The organism is Telluribacter roseus (genome assembly GCF_017355915.2).
Taxonomy (GTDB): domain Bacteria; phylum Bacteroidota; class Bacteroidia; order Cytophagales; family Spirosomataceae; genus Telluribacter.
Window position 1 is genome coordinate 123,498 of record NZ_JAFEUV020000012.1, and the last position, 14,920, is coordinate 138,417.

At 51.1% G+C, this 14,920-nt stretch carries 16 protein-coding genes; 7 read left to right on the forward strand and 9 right to left on the reverse strand.

Features of this window, described 5'->3' with window-relative positions; genetic code table 11:
- The first annotated feature begins 30 nt into the window (after positions 1 to 30).
- The 4 genes from JTN23_RS19855 (at position 31) to JTN23_RS19870 (ending at position 4,852) form a co-directional block, all read left to right on the forward strand.
- A complete protein-coding gene (locus JTN23_RS19855) occupies positions 31 to 1,050 on the forward strand; it encodes an SMP-30/gluconolactonase/LRE family protein (RefSeq protein ID WP_247236784.1) in 1,020 nt (339 codons plus the stop codon).
- Positions 1,051 to 1,138: 88 nt separating this feature from the next.
- A complete protein-coding gene (locus tag JTN23_RS19860; RefSeq protein WP_247236785.1) occupies positions 1,139 to 1,642 on the forward strand; it encodes a (2Fe-2S)-binding protein in 504 nt (167 codons plus the stop codon).
- Entirely contained in the window at positions 1,639 to 2,643 is a 1,005-nt protein-coding gene (locus JTN23_RS19865) for an FAD binding domain-containing protein (RefSeq protein ID WP_247236786.1), read from the forward strand. The genes JTN23_RS19860 and JTN23_RS19865 overlap by 4 nt, the downstream gene beginning before the upstream one ends.
- Positions 2,633 to 4,852, forward strand: a complete 2,220-nt coding sequence (locus JTN23_RS19870; protein WP_247236787.1) for a xanthine dehydrogenase family protein molybdopterin-binding subunit — start codon at positions 2,633 to 2,635, stop codon at positions 4,850 to 4,852. Before JTN23_RS19865 ends, JTN23_RS19870 begins: the two co-directional genes overlap by 11 nt.
- 58 nt (positions 4,853 to 4,910) lie before the next feature.
- On the opposite strand, the gene JTN23_RS19875 is transcribed toward JTN23_RS19870, so the two are convergent.
- Both JTN23_RS19875 and JTN23_RS19880 read right to left on the reverse strand, forming a co-directional pair.
- On the reverse strand, positions 4,911 to 5,180 hold the full coding sequence (locus JTN23_RS19875) for a hypothetical protein (RefSeq protein WP_247236788.1): 270 nt from the start codon (positions 5,178 to 5,180) through the stop codon (positions 4,911 to 4,913).
- A gap of 15 nt (positions 5,181 to 5,195) precedes the next feature.
- Complete coding sequence (locus JTN23_RS19880; RefSeq protein ID WP_247236789.1) at positions 5,196 to 5,435, reverse strand: heavy-metal-associated domain-containing protein; 240 nt, start codon at positions 5,433 to 5,435, stop codon at positions 5,196 to 5,198.
- Between the two features lie 613 nt (positions 5,436 to 6,048).
- Here JTN23_RS19880 and JTN23_RS19885 point away from each other — a divergent pair.
- The 3 genes from JTN23_RS19885 to JTN23_RS19895 all read left to right on the forward strand — a co-directional run bounded on the left by JTN23_RS19885 (position 6,049) and on the right by JTN23_RS19895 (position 8,222).
- Positions 6,049 to 6,387 carry a four-helix bundle copper-binding protein gene (locus JTN23_RS19885; RefSeq protein WP_247236822.1) on the forward strand — a complete coding sequence of 113 codons (339 nt, stop codon included), beginning with the start codon at positions 6,049 to 6,051 and terminating at the stop codon, positions 6,385 to 6,387.
- Positions 6,388 to 6,569: 182 nt separating this feature from the next.
- On the forward strand, positions 6,570 to 7,232 hold the full coding sequence (locus JTN23_RS19890; RefSeq protein ID WP_247236790.1) for a metalloregulator ArsR/SmtB family transcription factor: 663 nt from the start codon (positions 6,570 to 6,572) through the stop codon (positions 7,230 to 7,232).
- Positions 7,233 to 7,286: 54 nt separating this feature from the next.
- Positions 7,287 to 8,222, forward strand: a complete 936-nt coding sequence (locus JTN23_RS19895) for a sterol desaturase family protein (RefSeq protein WP_247236791.1) — start codon at positions 7,287 to 7,289, stop codon at positions 8,220 to 8,222.
- Between the two features lie 44 nt (positions 8,223 to 8,266).
- Here JTN23_RS19895 and JTN23_RS19900 read toward each other — a convergent pair whose 3' ends face one another.
- The 7 genes from JTN23_RS19900 to JTN23_RS19930 all read right to left on the reverse strand — a co-directional run bounded on the left by JTN23_RS19900 (position 8,267) and on the right by JTN23_RS19930 (position 14,887).
- Entirely contained in the window at positions 8,267 to 8,587 is a 321-nt protein-coding gene (locus tag JTN23_RS19900; protein ID WP_247236792.1) for a 2Fe-2S iron-sulfur cluster-binding protein, read from the reverse strand.
- A gap of 90 nt (positions 8,588 to 8,677) precedes the next feature.
- A complete protein-coding gene (locus JTN23_RS19905) occupies positions 8,678 to 9,682 on the reverse strand; it encodes an NAD(P)/FAD-dependent oxidoreductase (RefSeq protein ID WP_247236793.1) in 1,005 nt (334 codons plus the stop codon).
- A gap of 135 nt (positions 9,683 to 9,817) precedes the next feature.
- Positions 9,818 to 10,714, reverse strand: coding sequence for a LysR family transcriptional regulator (locus JTN23_RS19910; RefSeq protein ID WP_247236823.1), 897 nt, complete (start codon positions 10,712 to 10,714; stop codon positions 9,818 to 9,820).
- 57 nt (positions 10,715 to 10,771) lie between these two features.
- Positions 10,772 to 11,566, reverse strand: a complete 795-nt coding sequence (locus JTN23_RS19915; protein ID WP_247236794.1) for a TIGR04290 family methyltransferase — start codon at positions 11,564 to 11,566, stop codon at positions 10,772 to 10,774.
- A 1-nt stretch (position 11,567) separates the two neighbouring features.
- Positions 11,568 to 12,665 carry a CgeB family protein gene (locus JTN23_RS19920; RefSeq protein ID WP_247236795.1) on the reverse strand — a complete coding sequence of 366 codons (1,098 nt, stop codon included), beginning with the start codon at positions 12,663 to 12,665 and terminating at the stop codon, positions 11,568 to 11,570.
- Positions 12,662 to 13,768 (reverse strand): CgeB family protein, encoded by a 1,107-nt coding sequence (locus tag JTN23_RS19925; RefSeq protein ID WP_247236796.1) that lies wholly within the window; start codon positions 13,766 to 13,768, stop codon positions 12,662 to 12,664. Before JTN23_RS19925 ends, JTN23_RS19920 begins: the two co-directional genes overlap by 4 nt.
- Before the next feature lie 6 nt (positions 13,769 to 13,774).
- Positions 13,775 to 14,887: a CgeB family protein gene (locus JTN23_RS19930; protein ID WP_247236797.1), complete on the reverse strand. Its 1,113-nt coding sequence runs from the start codon at positions 14,885 to 14,887 to the stop codon at positions 13,775 to 13,777.
- Between the last annotated feature and the right edge of the window lie 33 nt (positions 14,888 to 14,920).

Below are 14,920 nucleotides of genomic sequence, written 5' to 3' on the forward strand. Positions count from 1 at the left end.
AAATGTACATATCCACATAAGATAACTAGTATGGAAGAACAAACCGGAACACATCAACTGACTAAAGTAGCTTCATTTAAAGGAGTACAGGTAACGGGAGTGACCATGAGCGAAGGCGGACGACTATTTGCCTGCTTTCCGAGATGGCGGGAGGGGGTACCCTTTTCGGTGGTTGAAGTGGACGAGGAGGGTAAATACACCCCCTATCCCGACGAGTCGTGGAACCAGTGGCTGGGAACACCGCAGGACAACAAATTTACATGTGTACAGGCAGTATTCGCCCACGGTAATTCCCTATTTGTGCTCGACCCGTCCAGTCCCGAGATGAAGGGTGTCGTAGGTAATCCGACGCTCTATGAGTTTGACCTGACCACGGATCTACTGAAGAACAAATGGGTTTTTGACCGGAAGATCGCTCCCGAACAGTCCTACCTGAATGACCTCCGCATTGACGAGGAATATAATAGGATATACATCACCGAGTCAGGTACCGGCGCCATCATATTGCTGGATATGGAGCTGGGTGTTCCGAGACGGCTGCTGGATAAACACCCGTCCACCAAGGCCGAAGATATATACCTGACGGTGGAGGGCGAGAAGTGGCTCCGTGATGGAGAACAGCCACAGTTTCATGCCGATGGCATTGCACTTTCACCGGACAGGGCATTTTTGTACTACCATGCGCTGACGGGTTACCACCTCTACCGCGTATCGACCGACATCCTCACCAGTGAAATCATTGATGAGGAAAAACTTGAGCAGCAGGTAGAGAATCTGGGCAAAACACCGGCTCCGGACGGAATGATCTTTGATCAGAACGAAAACCTGTACATGGCAGATCTGGAAAATAACGCCGTGGTGTACCGAACACCGGAGGGAGATATCAAGACACTCGTACAGGATGAGCAGATCAAGTGGGCGGATACCTTTACCCTGGATGGCCGGGGCAACCTGCTTTTTACCACTTCACGTATCCACGAAGCCGTAGGCGATATATCGGATATGGAATTCTGTATATATAGTGTTCCTCTCGTGGGGCAAAACGCTTAATTCACAGCAATAGATACATCTGGTAAATCTAAGCCGGGATGGCACCGCTATCCCGGCTCTATCCTCATTACCCCATCCGCTTGAACTTATGCAAGAAAAAGCCTTATCCCCCACGGTATCCACCGAGATAATAACTTTAACCATTAATGGTACCAGTAAGCAGTTAGAGGTCGAAGTGTGGACCTCCCTGCTGGATCTGCTACGGGAACCCCTTGACCTGACCGGCACCAAAAAAGGGTGCGACCATGGTCAGTGTGGTGCCTGTACCATTCTGCTGGACGGAAAACGCATCAATTCGTGTCTGACCCTGGCGGTCATGCACGATGGCTCCGAACTGACAACCATTGAAGGCTTGGCTCAGGATGGCGAATTGCATCCGGTGCAGCAGGCTTTTATAGACCACGATGCTTTTCAGTGCGGCTATTGTACTCCCGGACAGATATGCTCCACCATCGGCCTGATCAACGAGGGGAAAGCGAAAACCCTTGATGATATCCGCGACCTGATGAGTGGCAATATCTGCCGCTGTGGAGCCTATACCAATATTGTGAAAGTAGTACAGGAAGCCCTTGAACGAAACCATAAAGCATGAAGCCATTTACCTATACCCGGGCTGATGATGTCACATCAGCCGTAAGTGAAGTAAGCCGACAGGAGGGAGCCAAGGTCATAGCGGGGGGCACCAACCTCCTGGACCTCATGAAGATCGATGTGATGCAGCCCCGACACCTCGTCGACATTACCCGACTGGCTCTTACTACCATCGAAAAGACCGCCGAAGGAGGCCTCCTGCTGGGGGCGCTGGCAACCAACGCCGATACAGCCTACCATGAGCAGGTAGAGCAGCGGTACCCGCTGCTTTCGCATGCTATACTGGCCGGTGCTACGGCGCAGTTGCGTAATAAGGCTACCGACGCGGGCAACCTCCTGCAGCGAACCCGCTGCTACTACTTTTACGATACCCACACGGCCTGCAACAAGCGTGAGCCCGGCACCGGCTGCTCTGCTATCCATGGCTACAACCGCAATCACGCTATTCTGGGGCACAGCGAACACTGCATCGCTACCCATCCGTCGGATATGGCAGTAGCCCTGGCAGCCCTGGAGGCGCGCATTCACGTAACCGGCCCGCAGGGCGAGCGTACCATACCCATCGCTGATTTTCATCGCCTGCCGGGTGATACTCCCGAAAAGGACACCAATCTGGCCGATGATGAAATCATCACGGCCATCGAATTGTCTCCCAAAGGATTTGCCCGGCACTACACCTACCTGAAAAACCGGGATCGGGCTTCCTACGCGTTTGCGCTGGTTTCGGTAGCAGTTGGTCTTGATATGGAGGGTGATACTATTCAGGAAGCCCGCATTGCTCTGGGGGGAGTGGCTCATAAGCCCTGGCGTAACCCGGAAGCAGAAGCCTTGCTGACTGGGAAAAAGGCCAGCCGGGAAAACTTCCAACCCGTGGCCGATGCCTATGTACATGGGGCCAAAGGCTTCGAACACAATAGCTTTAAGATAGAACTGGCGCGTCGCTCCATAGTACGAGCTTTAATGCAGGCCGCTCATGTAGACCAAAACAGCAATGGCAACTAATCAGATAGGAAAACCTCAAAATCGGGTAGACGGCCGTGATAAAGTAACCGGCCAGGCCAGGTATGCCGCCGAATTTAATGTCAAGGATCTTGCCTACGGTGTGGTCGTATCAAGTGCCATAGCAAAGGGGAGGATCAAAGAGATGGACACTAGTGAGGCGCTGCGTGTAGAGGGAGTGCTTGAAGTATTCACTAGTGAAAACAGGCCGAAACTGGCTTCATACGACACAAGCTTTCAGGATGAGGATGCGCCTCCCGGCTCACCCTTCCGACCGCTTTTCAATCGGGACGTATTGTTCAATATGCAGCCCATTGCCCTGGTAGTGGCCGAAACCTACGAACTGGCCCGGTATGCCGCTTCGCTCGTAAAGGTCGAGTACGAAACAGAGGAGTATGCTACTGATTTTGAAAAGGAGCGACCCAATGCCTACGTACCGGAAGAATATAAATCAACCACACCACCCGATCCGTGGGGAAAGCCCGAAACGGCCCTGAAAGAGGCCGAACATAAGGTGGCCGAAGAGTATTCGCATCCGAGCCAGCACCACAACCCCATGGAGATGCATGCTACTACGGCAGTATGGGAGGGGGATGGTCGTATCACCGTGTACGATAAAATACAGGGTGTACTTAACAGCCAGGAATATATTATGGGGGTATTCGGTCTGGCGAAGGAAGACGTACGGGTACTATCCCCTTTTGTAGGTGGAGCCTTTGGATCCGGCTTACGACCGCAGTACCAGCTTTTCATGGCGGTGATGGCTACGCTCGAACTGAAACGGTCCGTGCGGGTAGCGCTTACCAGACCTCAGATGTTTTCCTTTGGCCACCGTCCCAAAACCGTACAGCAACTGTCTTTGGGAGCCGCTGCCGATGGTACTCTTGAAGCCGTAGTACACCATGTCTTTGCCGAGACCTCCCGTTTTGAAGATTACAGTGAAGATGTAATTATCTGGCCCGGCGTACTGTATAAGTGTGACAACGTGAAGGTAAGCCATAAACTGGTGGGCCTGGATGTGTATACTCCGCTCGATATGCGGGCTCCGGGGGGCACAACGGGTATCTATGCCCTGGAATGTGCCATCGACGAGCTCTCCTACAAAGTAGGAATGGACCCGGTGGAGTTTCGGCTGAAAAACTATTCGGTTAGGGATCAAAATGAGGATAAACCCTTTTCCAGTAAAGAGCTGCGGGAATGCTACCGTCAGGGGGCAGAACTATTTGGCTGGAAGGACCGGAAGCCACAGCCCCGATCCATGCGCGAAGGCCATAACCTGATTGGTTGGGGAGTGGCTAATGGAGCCTGGGAAGCTACTCAGAAGCCGTCCGGGGCCAAAGCTGTCCTGACCAAGGAAGGCAAGCTCACGGTAAGTAGTGCTACGGCCGACATTGGTACCGGTACCTATACCATCATGAGCCAGATTGCAGCCGAGTGCATGGGACTACCCATTGAGGCCGTGGAATTCAAATTAGGTGATTCGTCCCTACCCCAGTCCCCCCTCGAAGGAGGGTCCTGGACTGCTTCCACGGTGGGGTCGGCAGTGAAGTTGGTCTGTGAGAAGCTGGGGGAGAAACTCCTGGAACTGGCTCAGGAATCAGATGACTCACCCTTCAAGGAAGCTGGCATAGAGGAGGTGGAGTTCACGGATGGTCAGATGCGACTTAAAGAGAATTCATCGGTTGCCATCCCACTCACCCAGCTCCTAAGAGATAATAAGAAGGATAATATACAGGTAGAAGCTGAGTCAAAACCTTCGGACGAACAGGAAAACTACTCGCCTTATTCGCACTCAGCGGTATTCGTGGAAGTAAAGGTGGACGAAGACCTGGGCACCATTAAAGTTACACGGGTAGTAACTGCCGTTGCCGGTGGACGTATCCTGAACCCCAAGACCGCCCGCAGTCAGATCCTGGGTGGCGTCGTGTGGGGCATAGGCATGGCTCTGGAAGAGGAATCGGTTATGGACCACCAGTACGGCCGGTTTATCAACCATGATCTGGCCGAATACCACGTTCCGGTCAATGCCGATGTACACGATGTTGAGGTGATATTTGTCGATGAAGAAGATTCTATCGTCAATCCACTCGGGGTGAAGGGATTGGGTGAAATCGGCATTGTCAGTGTAGCACCGGCCATTGCCAATGCGGTGTATCATGCTACGGGTAAGCGGGTACGTGATTTGCCCATTACCCTTGATAAGGTAATGTAGCGGGTAGTTAAGTAGGATAAAAGCTGAGGGCTGACAATCAATTGTCAGCCCTCAGCTTTTATAGTCTTGCTTCTAAATGGTATTGATGCTTTTGCCGGTCCTGATCCAGCTCGATGGTGTAGGTTAACTTACTACCTTCTGGAAAGCTATCCGCATCCGTGTAGGGCGTTCGGATTCCCTGCACTAGCAGCTCTTCCTCCCCATCATTAACCTTCCGGAAGATCTTAACATCACCCAGGCACTCTTTCCGAAAGGATATTTTGCGCCCCTGCTCGGTCAGCTCAATGTAGGGAAGGCCGCTGGGATGATCAGTACTTACCTCAGTCATAACACAACTTTAGAGTTAAATATCGCCTCCTCCGATGCCCTGCACACGTAGTACCTCGGCCTGGAATCCAGCTTTCTCAACCAGACTTTCAACGTGGTGCGGCTCTATCTCATCCCCGGATACACTCAGTATCTTTTCAGGTGTGTTAGTATCCACATCCCACATGGATATCCGATCCTCACCATCAAGGTAAGGCGTAACTTTGGCTACGCAGTCTCCACACTTTATGTTGGTTTTGAATTTAAGTATTTTCATAGGTACATAAGATTTGATAATTGATATCAGGCTCAACGTGCCTTTACTCTTTTATTGATTGTCAATATCAGTAACTATCTAACAGGCTACATCAGGAGATGTTCAGATTAGTCTCCATTTTACCGGATATACTCATCCCATCCGGCATAGTGCTGTGTGACTGGTCCAAGGGGTAATGCCAGGGCTGCCACGGCTAGTACTGCACCTGCGATATTCAGGCTGGTGGGACTGTTGGCAAGGATAATGTGTACCAGTCCCTGGGGGATCACCAGGATACCAAATTCAGCGTACTATCCAGGGCCATGGTACGCCAGCGGGCAGGACTGCCCTTCCATCCATCCCATCAGAAACACGAAAGTATAGTTCGACCTATGGATAATGTAGAGCCATGGCTTTGCTGGTGTGCCTGAATGCAATGAAAATTTTTCAAAAAACGATTCCATTAGCTGAATGGTAAGTGTACAGGTTACTCATAATCATTCAAAAAGCAACTGGATTATTCTCTTTAGTGATTAGAGGTTCAAAGTGTAACGAACAGATAAACCTTAAAAAACAATAGGTAACTGAGTATGTTAAATACTAGTAACCTATTTTCAACTAAACTCGAGGAATGATGGCGAATGAACAATTTCAATCTTGTATTCAAGCTTGTCAGGAGTGTGCTGTGGAATGTAGCCAATGTATGGATGCCTGCCTGGGAGAGGAGGATGTAAAAATGATGGTGGACTGTATCAGGCTGGATCGGGATTGTGCTAACATCTGCTTTACGGCAGTAGAGTTGATGGCTAACAACAGCCCGTTTGCCGCTCAGTTATGTGATTTGTGCGCTCAGATTTGTGATGCCTGTGCTGATGAATGTGAGAAGCACGATGCGGATCACTGCCATCGCTGCGCTGAGGTCTGCCGTCGTTGTGCCGAAGAGTGCCGACGCATGGCAGCAATGGCCGCCTAAACTGCTATATCAATCAGTATCAGATAAGGAGCCGTACCTGTAAGGTGCGGCTCTTTTTGCTGTGGTGCTTTACATAGTAGCTTCAGTAGTTGATACTGGCTTATCTATTATTCAATAGAACTATTGAATAATAGATTGTTTATAGTTAAATTTGCTTCGTACACTAGCTGTCAATCTACCTAATGGAGAAAAGAGAATTTAAGGAGCGGGTATATGGAGGAATAGCCCAGATGACAAAGGCCTTGTCCAACCCGCATCGGCTGGAGATCATTGAATTATTAGCACAGGGGGAAAAAACAGTAGAAGTGATCGCTGCTGAGGTTCGTGCTACCGTGGCTAATGCTTCACAGCACTTACAGGTACTTAAGCAGTCGCGGCTGGTGAATACGCGCAAGCAGGGGCATTATGTATACTATCGACTTTCGAGCCCGGAAGTGTTTCAGGCCTGGCTGGCGCTACGCACATTAAGTATCAGGGAGCTTCCTGAGGTGGAGAAGGTGGTGAATGACTTCCGGAAAGAAAAGAATAGTCTGGAAGGAGTATCTATTGAAGAACTGATTCAAAAGCTGCAGGCAGATGAGGTAATCATGCTGGACGTACGACCTACCGAAGAGTACCTGCTGGGGCATATACCCAGGGCTATATCTGTACCTCCCGCTGAGTGGGAACAGCAGTTGCTTACCCTGCCATCCGATAAGGAGATTATTGCCTACTGCCGCGGGCCATTCTGTGTATTTGCTGATGATGCGGTAGCCCTCCTGAAGAGCAAAGGGTACCGGGCCACCCGTCTGGAGGCGGGCTTTCCGGACTGGAAGCATCAGGGGCTCCCCGTTGAGCTAAATTAGAAGTGTTTGAATGTAGGAGTTAGTAGAAGTTCTGACCTGTAAAGACCTACACCTATGGTGGTGCTTGAGAAATATGGAAATATTCTGATCAACTCCTTCTATGGCTACGCCGACTATTTGTGGAGGGAGGTACTAAATCCTCATGGGACCAACTTCTTTTACTGGCTGCTGGCGCTTTCGCTTTTCTGCTGGTTGCTGGAGATCATAGTACCCTGGCGGAAAGGGCAGCCCATCCTTCGTCGCGACTTCTGGCTGGATGGCTTCTACATGTTCTTTAACTTCTTCCTGTTCTCCCTCATTGGTTATAATGCACTCTCCGATATAGGTGTAGAAGCCTTTAAAGATCTGATGGGAATGGCAGGGGTGCAGCATCTGGTGGTATGGGACATAGCTGCCTGGCCGGTGTGGGCACGGCTATTGACGCTGTTTATAGTACGTGACTTTATCCAGTGGAATGTGCATCGCCTGCTGCACCGGGTTGAGTGGCTCTGGCGGATTCATCAGGTACACCACTCGGTGGAAGAAATGGGCTTTGCCTCCCACATGCGCTACCACCCTCTGGAGACAGTGATCTACCGTACTATTGAGTACGTCCCCCTGGCTATGATTGGTTTTGGCCTGACTGACTTTTTTATAGTACATCTGTTTACTCTGGCTATTGGCCACCTCAACCATACCAATGTGTACCTGCCTCTGGGGAAGCTAAGGTACCTGCTCAATAATCCACAGACCCATACCTGGCATCACGCTAAGGATCTTAAGGAGTGTCGGTATGGCGTCAACTTCGCCATTACGCTCAGCCTGTGGGACTACCTGTTCGGTACCGCTTATGTACCCAGGGACGGTAAGGAAATAGCTTTGGGTTTCAAAGGTGTGGAGCAGTTCCCCCGTCACTTCTGGCATCAGGTGAAGTATCCTTTTACGAAGGACAGAAGGGAGAAAGCCATGCAGGATTTTAAAGTGGAAAGTACATCAGGAATAAAAAAATAAAGCCGGCGTAGCTACGCCGGCTTTATTTACTAATGAAGATTATATCAATGATTCTCACTGGCAATTCTGAATAATGCTCCTTCCATGTACTCCTCCACCCGAAGCTGGCAGGCCAATCGGCTGTCGTCGTGGGCACTGGGTAATGTATCCAGTATATCCAGTTCTACATCACTGACCGGAGGAAAGTTATCGTGCCCTTCGAGTACCTGCACATGGCAGGTGGCACAAAGCCCCATACCCCCACAGGTAGCAAGTATATCATACTCTGATGCTTTTAGTACTTCCATCAGGTTCAGGCCGATGCCTTCGGGTACTTCGACCGGTCTCTGCTCGCCGTTACGGTCTTCTACAATAAAGTTTATCATCTTTGGAAATAGTGAGAGAATGAGTGATTAAGAGAATGAGAGAATATTTGTTTTATTCACTAAATCACTCATTCAATATTTAAAATTAAATCAAAACGCCGGTACGCCGTTAACGGTGGTGTACTTAAAGCTTAGCTTCTGATTGGGGTAGACGTACTTGAACGCGCTCTGGCACATCAGGGCTGCCTCGTGAAATCCGCAGAGGATCAGCTTGAGCTTACCCGGATAGGTGTTGATGTCTCCAATGGCATAGATGCGCTCTACGTTGGTACTATAGTCAAAGGTGTTGACGCTGATGGCGGATTTATCAATAGCCAGCCCCCAGTCAGCAATGGGTCCCAGTTTGGGAGTCAGTCCAAACAGGGGGATCAGGTGGTCAGCTTCCATGGTGTAGCTGCTTTTATCCTTACCTACCAGGGTTACCTCCTTAAGGTGTCCATTGCCATTGATGGAGCTGATATTGGAGTTCAGGATAAGGTTGATCTTACCTTCCTGTGCCAGTTCGAATACCTTCTCGGCCGAGTCGGGTGCACCGCGGAAGGTTTCGCCCCGGTGTACCAGCGTTACCTCCTGGGCTACATTGGCCAGGAATATGGTCCAGTCAAGGGCGGAGTCGCCACCACCCGCCAGTACTACCCGGCGGTCACGCAGTAACTCGGGGTTTCTGACCATGTAGCTTACCCCTTTCCCTTCGAAACGTTCCAGACCTTCAATCTCAGGTTTACGAGGTTCAAAAGAACCCAGTCCGGCGGCTATCACCACCACTTGGCAGTGTACACGGGTACCCTCGCTCGTCCCAACTATATACGATCCATCTTCCTGCTTGTCGAGTACTTCGACCCGCTCACCCAGGCTGAATGTTGGCTTGAAACTAGCAATCTGCTCCATCAGGTTATCCACCAGTTCCTGCGCTTTTACTTCCGGATAACCCGGTATATCATAGATGGGTTTTTGGGGGTAAATCTCAGAAAGTTGTCCACCTACCTGGGGCAGGGCATCAATCAGGTGGCAGCGCATTTTTAGTAATCCAGCTTCAAATACGGCAAATAGTCCAACGGGACCGGCACCAATGATGCATATATCTGTTGTAATCATGATTTATGTTTTGATTAAGCTATAACCCTACGTAGGATTATATATGTAACTACATTAAAAACAGCTGTAACTGATTGATGGTTCAAAGGTAGAGGACTTACGAAGGGAAGACTAATAACTATTTGTTATGAGTCATTAGCCGTGGTTATAGTGCCGGCGGGCAAAGCGTAAAAAAGTCTCAGACAAGGGCTCGGCATCACCCTGACGAAGTATGGTGTAGAAGGGGCGTGAAATATCAAGGCCCTGAATGTCAATGACCCTGAACGAACCTGCTTTCAATTCGCTTTCGATCGCATAAATGGAGATGAAGGCCAGGCAGTTGGAATGAAAGAGGTAGGACTTGATGCTTTCGGTACTCCCCAGGTACATCTCAATGGGCAGATCCACAAGTTTAACGCCTACCTGACGCAGGGCGTGTTCGATGACTTCAAGGGTACCCGAGCCTCGTTCCCGAAGCAGGAAGTGATAGGCTTTGAGCTCCTCCACGGACACCTCATCCCGCTGGGCCAGCGGATGCTCCGTCCTGGCTACCAGTACTATTTCATCGGGTACAAAGGGAGTATAGCGCAATTCGTGCAGGTGGGTTCTACCTTCCACGATACCCAGGTCAATGTCCCGGTTGAGCAGGGCCTGTTCGATCTGCTCGGTATTGCCACTGACGAGGGAGATGGTAATATCGGCGTGTTTATCATGAAAGCGGGCCAGTACCGGCGGCAGTACGTACTGTGCCACCGTAGAGCTGGCCCCCAGCCGTAGCACACCCGAGTGCTGTCCTTTCAGGCTGTTCAGGTCGAACTCAAGCTGCCGGTAGTTGGCATGAATGATTTCGGCGTGGTCCAAAGCTATCTTTCCGGCGGGTGTCAGCCTGATCTGCTTCCCTGCCCGCTCAAACAGGGCTACTCCAAACTGCTGTTCCAGTTCATGGATATGCCTGGTGACGGCAGGTTGTGTAATATGCAGTTCAGCGGCGGCTTTGGTGAAGCTAAGCTTTTTGGCAACCGTATAGAAAACGTACAGGCGGAAGTCCAGCATGTAGGAACAGTTCAGCAATAAAATGGTAAAGTAAGCAGTTTGCTCATGAAATACTGCTTACTTACCTATTTTGATTTTTACTTCCTCCACCCAGTTTTGTTGAATTGCCGACAGGTACTCACTCTTGTTCCAGGTATCCACTGAGCTTTCATAACCCGGGTCTTTGATACAGATCAGGGTTTCATCCAGCGGTTTGTCCGATACACTAAAACCCGTAGACCGCAGCATAGCCCGCATTCCACTTTCGTTGGCCAGCCACCAGTTGGTTGGGTCACCGGCAAAGCTATGTTCGATGAAAGCCATCTTGGGCCACTCCGGCTTCAACAGGTTTTCCCGATCATGGATATGGCTATCGTACACCTCTTCAGTGGGTAGTTCCCCCGGCATAGTCAGGGTCTGGAACACCATCATGTGCTTGCACCTGCGACCCAGGATATCCAGTGCCAGCAGGGGGTAGCGCAGGTGGTAAAATACTCCCATAAACCAGATCAGGTCAAACTCCTCGTCCAACCGGGCCAGATCATATACCTGCATCTGCCTGTACCGGATCTGATCCTGCAGGCCGAAGCACTCAGCCACCCACTCCGCCTGCTGCAGGTAGTGCGCATCCACATCGATACCCAATACCTGCGCGCCCCGCCTGGCCAGCTCTATACTATAGAAGCCGGCATTACAACCCACGTCCAGCACCTTCATTCCTTTCAGATCCTCGGGAATGGAGGGGGAAAGATCCTTCCACTTAAAGGAGGGAAAATCCCCCAGAAAATGGTCCGGAGCGGTCTGCGTACCATCGGGCAAGTGTATGTTGTGGAACCAGGGACCTAGTTGTTTTATCTTCTCCTGATAATTCATTTTATCCATTAACGGTTGTGGTCTCTTTTTTCGCTTTAAGCTCCTCCGCGTAGCCGATCAGCTGCCTGGCCCGCTGAACGGAGGTATGCTCTTTCAGTACACGCTGTCGGGCCCTTTCACCAATTTCTTTGCGTGTCTGTTCATCCATCTCTCTCAGATACCGAAGTGTATCTGCGCTATCATAGGATACCAGTATCTCCTCATCAAACCGGAATACCGTATCCAGTCCATCCCAGTAGTCTGAAATAATGGGTACTCCGCAGGCAGCCGCTTCAAATAACCGGACACTGGGCGAGTACCCGGCCTGAATCATATCCGCCCGGGTGATATTCATGGTAAAGCGCTGGGTAGTATAGAAGTGCCGGTGCTCCGACGGCGGCAGATGGTGCGTGTGCGTAACATTGGCAGACCACTGTATCGTATCCGGATACTGCGGACCTACCACGGCAAAGCGACCCTCCGGCCAGGCACGGGCGGCATCGATCATCAGCTTTTCCAGGGGCGGCTGGCGATCGGGGCTGTAAGTACCCAGGTACCCCAGGTCGTATTGTATAGGAGTGGTTTCGGGATAGTACAGATCCGTATCTACCGAGCAGTACAGGGCCTTGGCCGATGGGGAGCCATAGACTACCTCCAGGCGGGCCAGCGTAGGCCCGCCGGTAAAGGAGAGGTACAGGTCGTAGCCGGGAATCAGATACGGGTGCAGGTACTCGTAATCCTCCCTCTCCAGCTTGGCTAGTGTAACGGGAGTATCTATATCGTAGAAAGCCCGGATACCCTGGGCCGTTTGCTGTACCCACTTTCCTACTTCTACCCCTTCGGGTACGTAGGAACCTACGATGACCATATCGGCCGCGGCCACTACTGATTCGTAGTTCTGCTTCAACTCTTCCAGAGAAGAATACAGGTCCAGCTTGCAGTAGGGGGGAGCGGGCATATCCCGGTTGCTGGCGTACCAGGGAACATCCCGTTCGAGGAAGTGTACCTGGTGTCCCTGCTGGTGGAGCTGCTTTATCAACGCCCGGAAGGTAGTGGCGTGGCCATTGCCCCAGGAAGAAGTAATGGATAGCCCCAAAATGGTAATGTTCCAGGATTTCATGACAGTACCTCCTTTCGGTTGGTTTTGAGGTTTTTCATGAAAAGAGCCTCCGCCAGTTGAGCCCGTTGCGCATAGGTATGGTCACGAAGTACCCGCTCGTAGGCGGCTTTCCCGATCTGGGCAGCCCGCTCGGGTGAGAGCGTAGCCATAATCTGAGCTACCTCGGCTCCGGTTTCGGCAATAAGGATCTCCTGATCGGGTTCAAAGAACATTTCGATGCCTTTCCAGTGGTCGGTAATAATACAGGCCCTGGCCCCGGCGGCCTCAAACACACGGGTCGCGGGTGAGAAACCATACTTGGCCATGCTGTCGCGGCTGATGTTCAGCACGGCCATGGCGGTACAGTTAAGAGCATTATGGTCTTTGGTATATACGTGGCCCAGGTACTTGATATTGGACGGCATGGGCTTGTCGTGCCAGCCGTTACCACCCAGCATAAAGTTCTTCTGGGGAAGGGAAGCAGCTGCTTTGATAAAAAACTCCTCGACCCGCTGCTCCCTGTCGGGCAGACGGTTACCCAGGAAGGCCAGGTGGCAATCAAAAGCCTGATCCTTTTCGACCGGATGGTGCGTCTCAGGGTCAAGGGCATTGTATACAGGGATGCAGGCTTTAGCACCCATGTCGGTATAGGCTTCCACTACCGGATCACCACCTCCGTAGGTAAGTACCAGATCGTATTTTTTGACGTGCTCCCTGAAGGCATCATTCGGGTCGCTCTGCATACGGTCCAGGGTAGCCGGGGCATCTACGTCCCAGAAGATGATAAGTTGATCTTCTCCGGCCAGTTGTGGAATCCGCTCTTCCAGGTATTCATCGAATACACCAATCCCGCTGGTTTTGATGAGTATGTCAAACTCCGGTGTCCGGGTTAGTACCGCTTCCAGTGCTTCTGTGGTAGCGTCGTACACGACAGACGTAGCCCAGTCCACATCGGGCAGGTCACGGTGCTGTTGCCGCTCGTAGGCATCGGGCTCGAAGAACGTTATATCGTGTCCTAGTTTATGTAGTTCTTTGATGATACCACGGTAGTAGGTGGCGGCGCCGTTCCAGTAGGCCGATACAAGGCTCGAACCGAAAAAGGCTATTTTTAATGGCTGTTTCATGGCAGGTCAGAGTTTGATTGCAGTAGGTTCGGGTTGTGTAAGCTGCTCATACACTTCCATCAGTTCATCTGCCCGATGGGCACAACTGTGTCGGTCTCTGATGGTTTGCAGACCGTTTTCGGCCAGGGATGCAGCCAAAGTAGGGTCATTCAGTACCTGCTGCATCCTTTCTTTCATCTCATTCCCATTCGCAACGCTCAGGTAATCTTTGCCGACGTTGAATAGCTGCTCGGCATCCTGCCAGGGAGCACTGATAAGCGGTATCCCGCAGGACATGGCTTCAAATGGTCGGATGGTAGGTATGCCCGGAAGCGCCCGGGTATAAGGGCGCCGGGGTACGTGGATGGTAAAACGATACTTGGCAAATACATGAGGTACCTGGAAGGAGGGAAGATACCCACCATATTCAATTCCCGCATCAGCCAGAAGTTTGAGTGCTTCATCCGGGTATCGTACCCCGTACATTTTAGCCTTCAGACCCAGCTCTTTTACGGGCTCGATCAGGAACTCGATCAGCTCCTCGGTACGCTCGTCGTCGCCCCAGTTGCCGATCCACACCAGGTCACCTTCTTTTTCAACACCTTCTATCGGGTGGAATAGCCGCGTATCTGCGGCTTCGTGCCAGGTCCAGGCCTGCTTTACCCATCCTTTTTTCTGATATATATTCTTAATTACCTCTCCGTATGCCAGTACTCCGTCGTAGTTACTCAGGTCGTAGTTGGACATACTCTGCTCTTCGGTGACCGACCGGTGATGGGTGTCGTGAAAGAGTAGTTTATAATCGTACTTCTTCTTCAGGTTACCTACCAGCTTGACCAGATCGTGATCATTCCACTCGTGTACCAGTACCAGATCCGCATCCTGAAGGTAATGACCGAGATCCGGGTTAGTAGCGTCATACATGTCGGACGTAAGCGTAGGGTAGTTGTCTCTGAATTCGGTATATACCTTTTCTCCTCTTTCGCTCAACAGGTTGGTGAGGCTCCATCCGCCTTTGGGTTCCAGTACCTGTACCTGATGGCCGCGGTCGATTAGTTCGGCCGACACGCCACGTAGAAAATGAGCGTTGCCGTGATTCCAGTCAGATAGTAAAGAGTGGTAGAATAGTACGATTTTCATGTATGGACGGGTTAGTAGCTGTCAATGTATTTT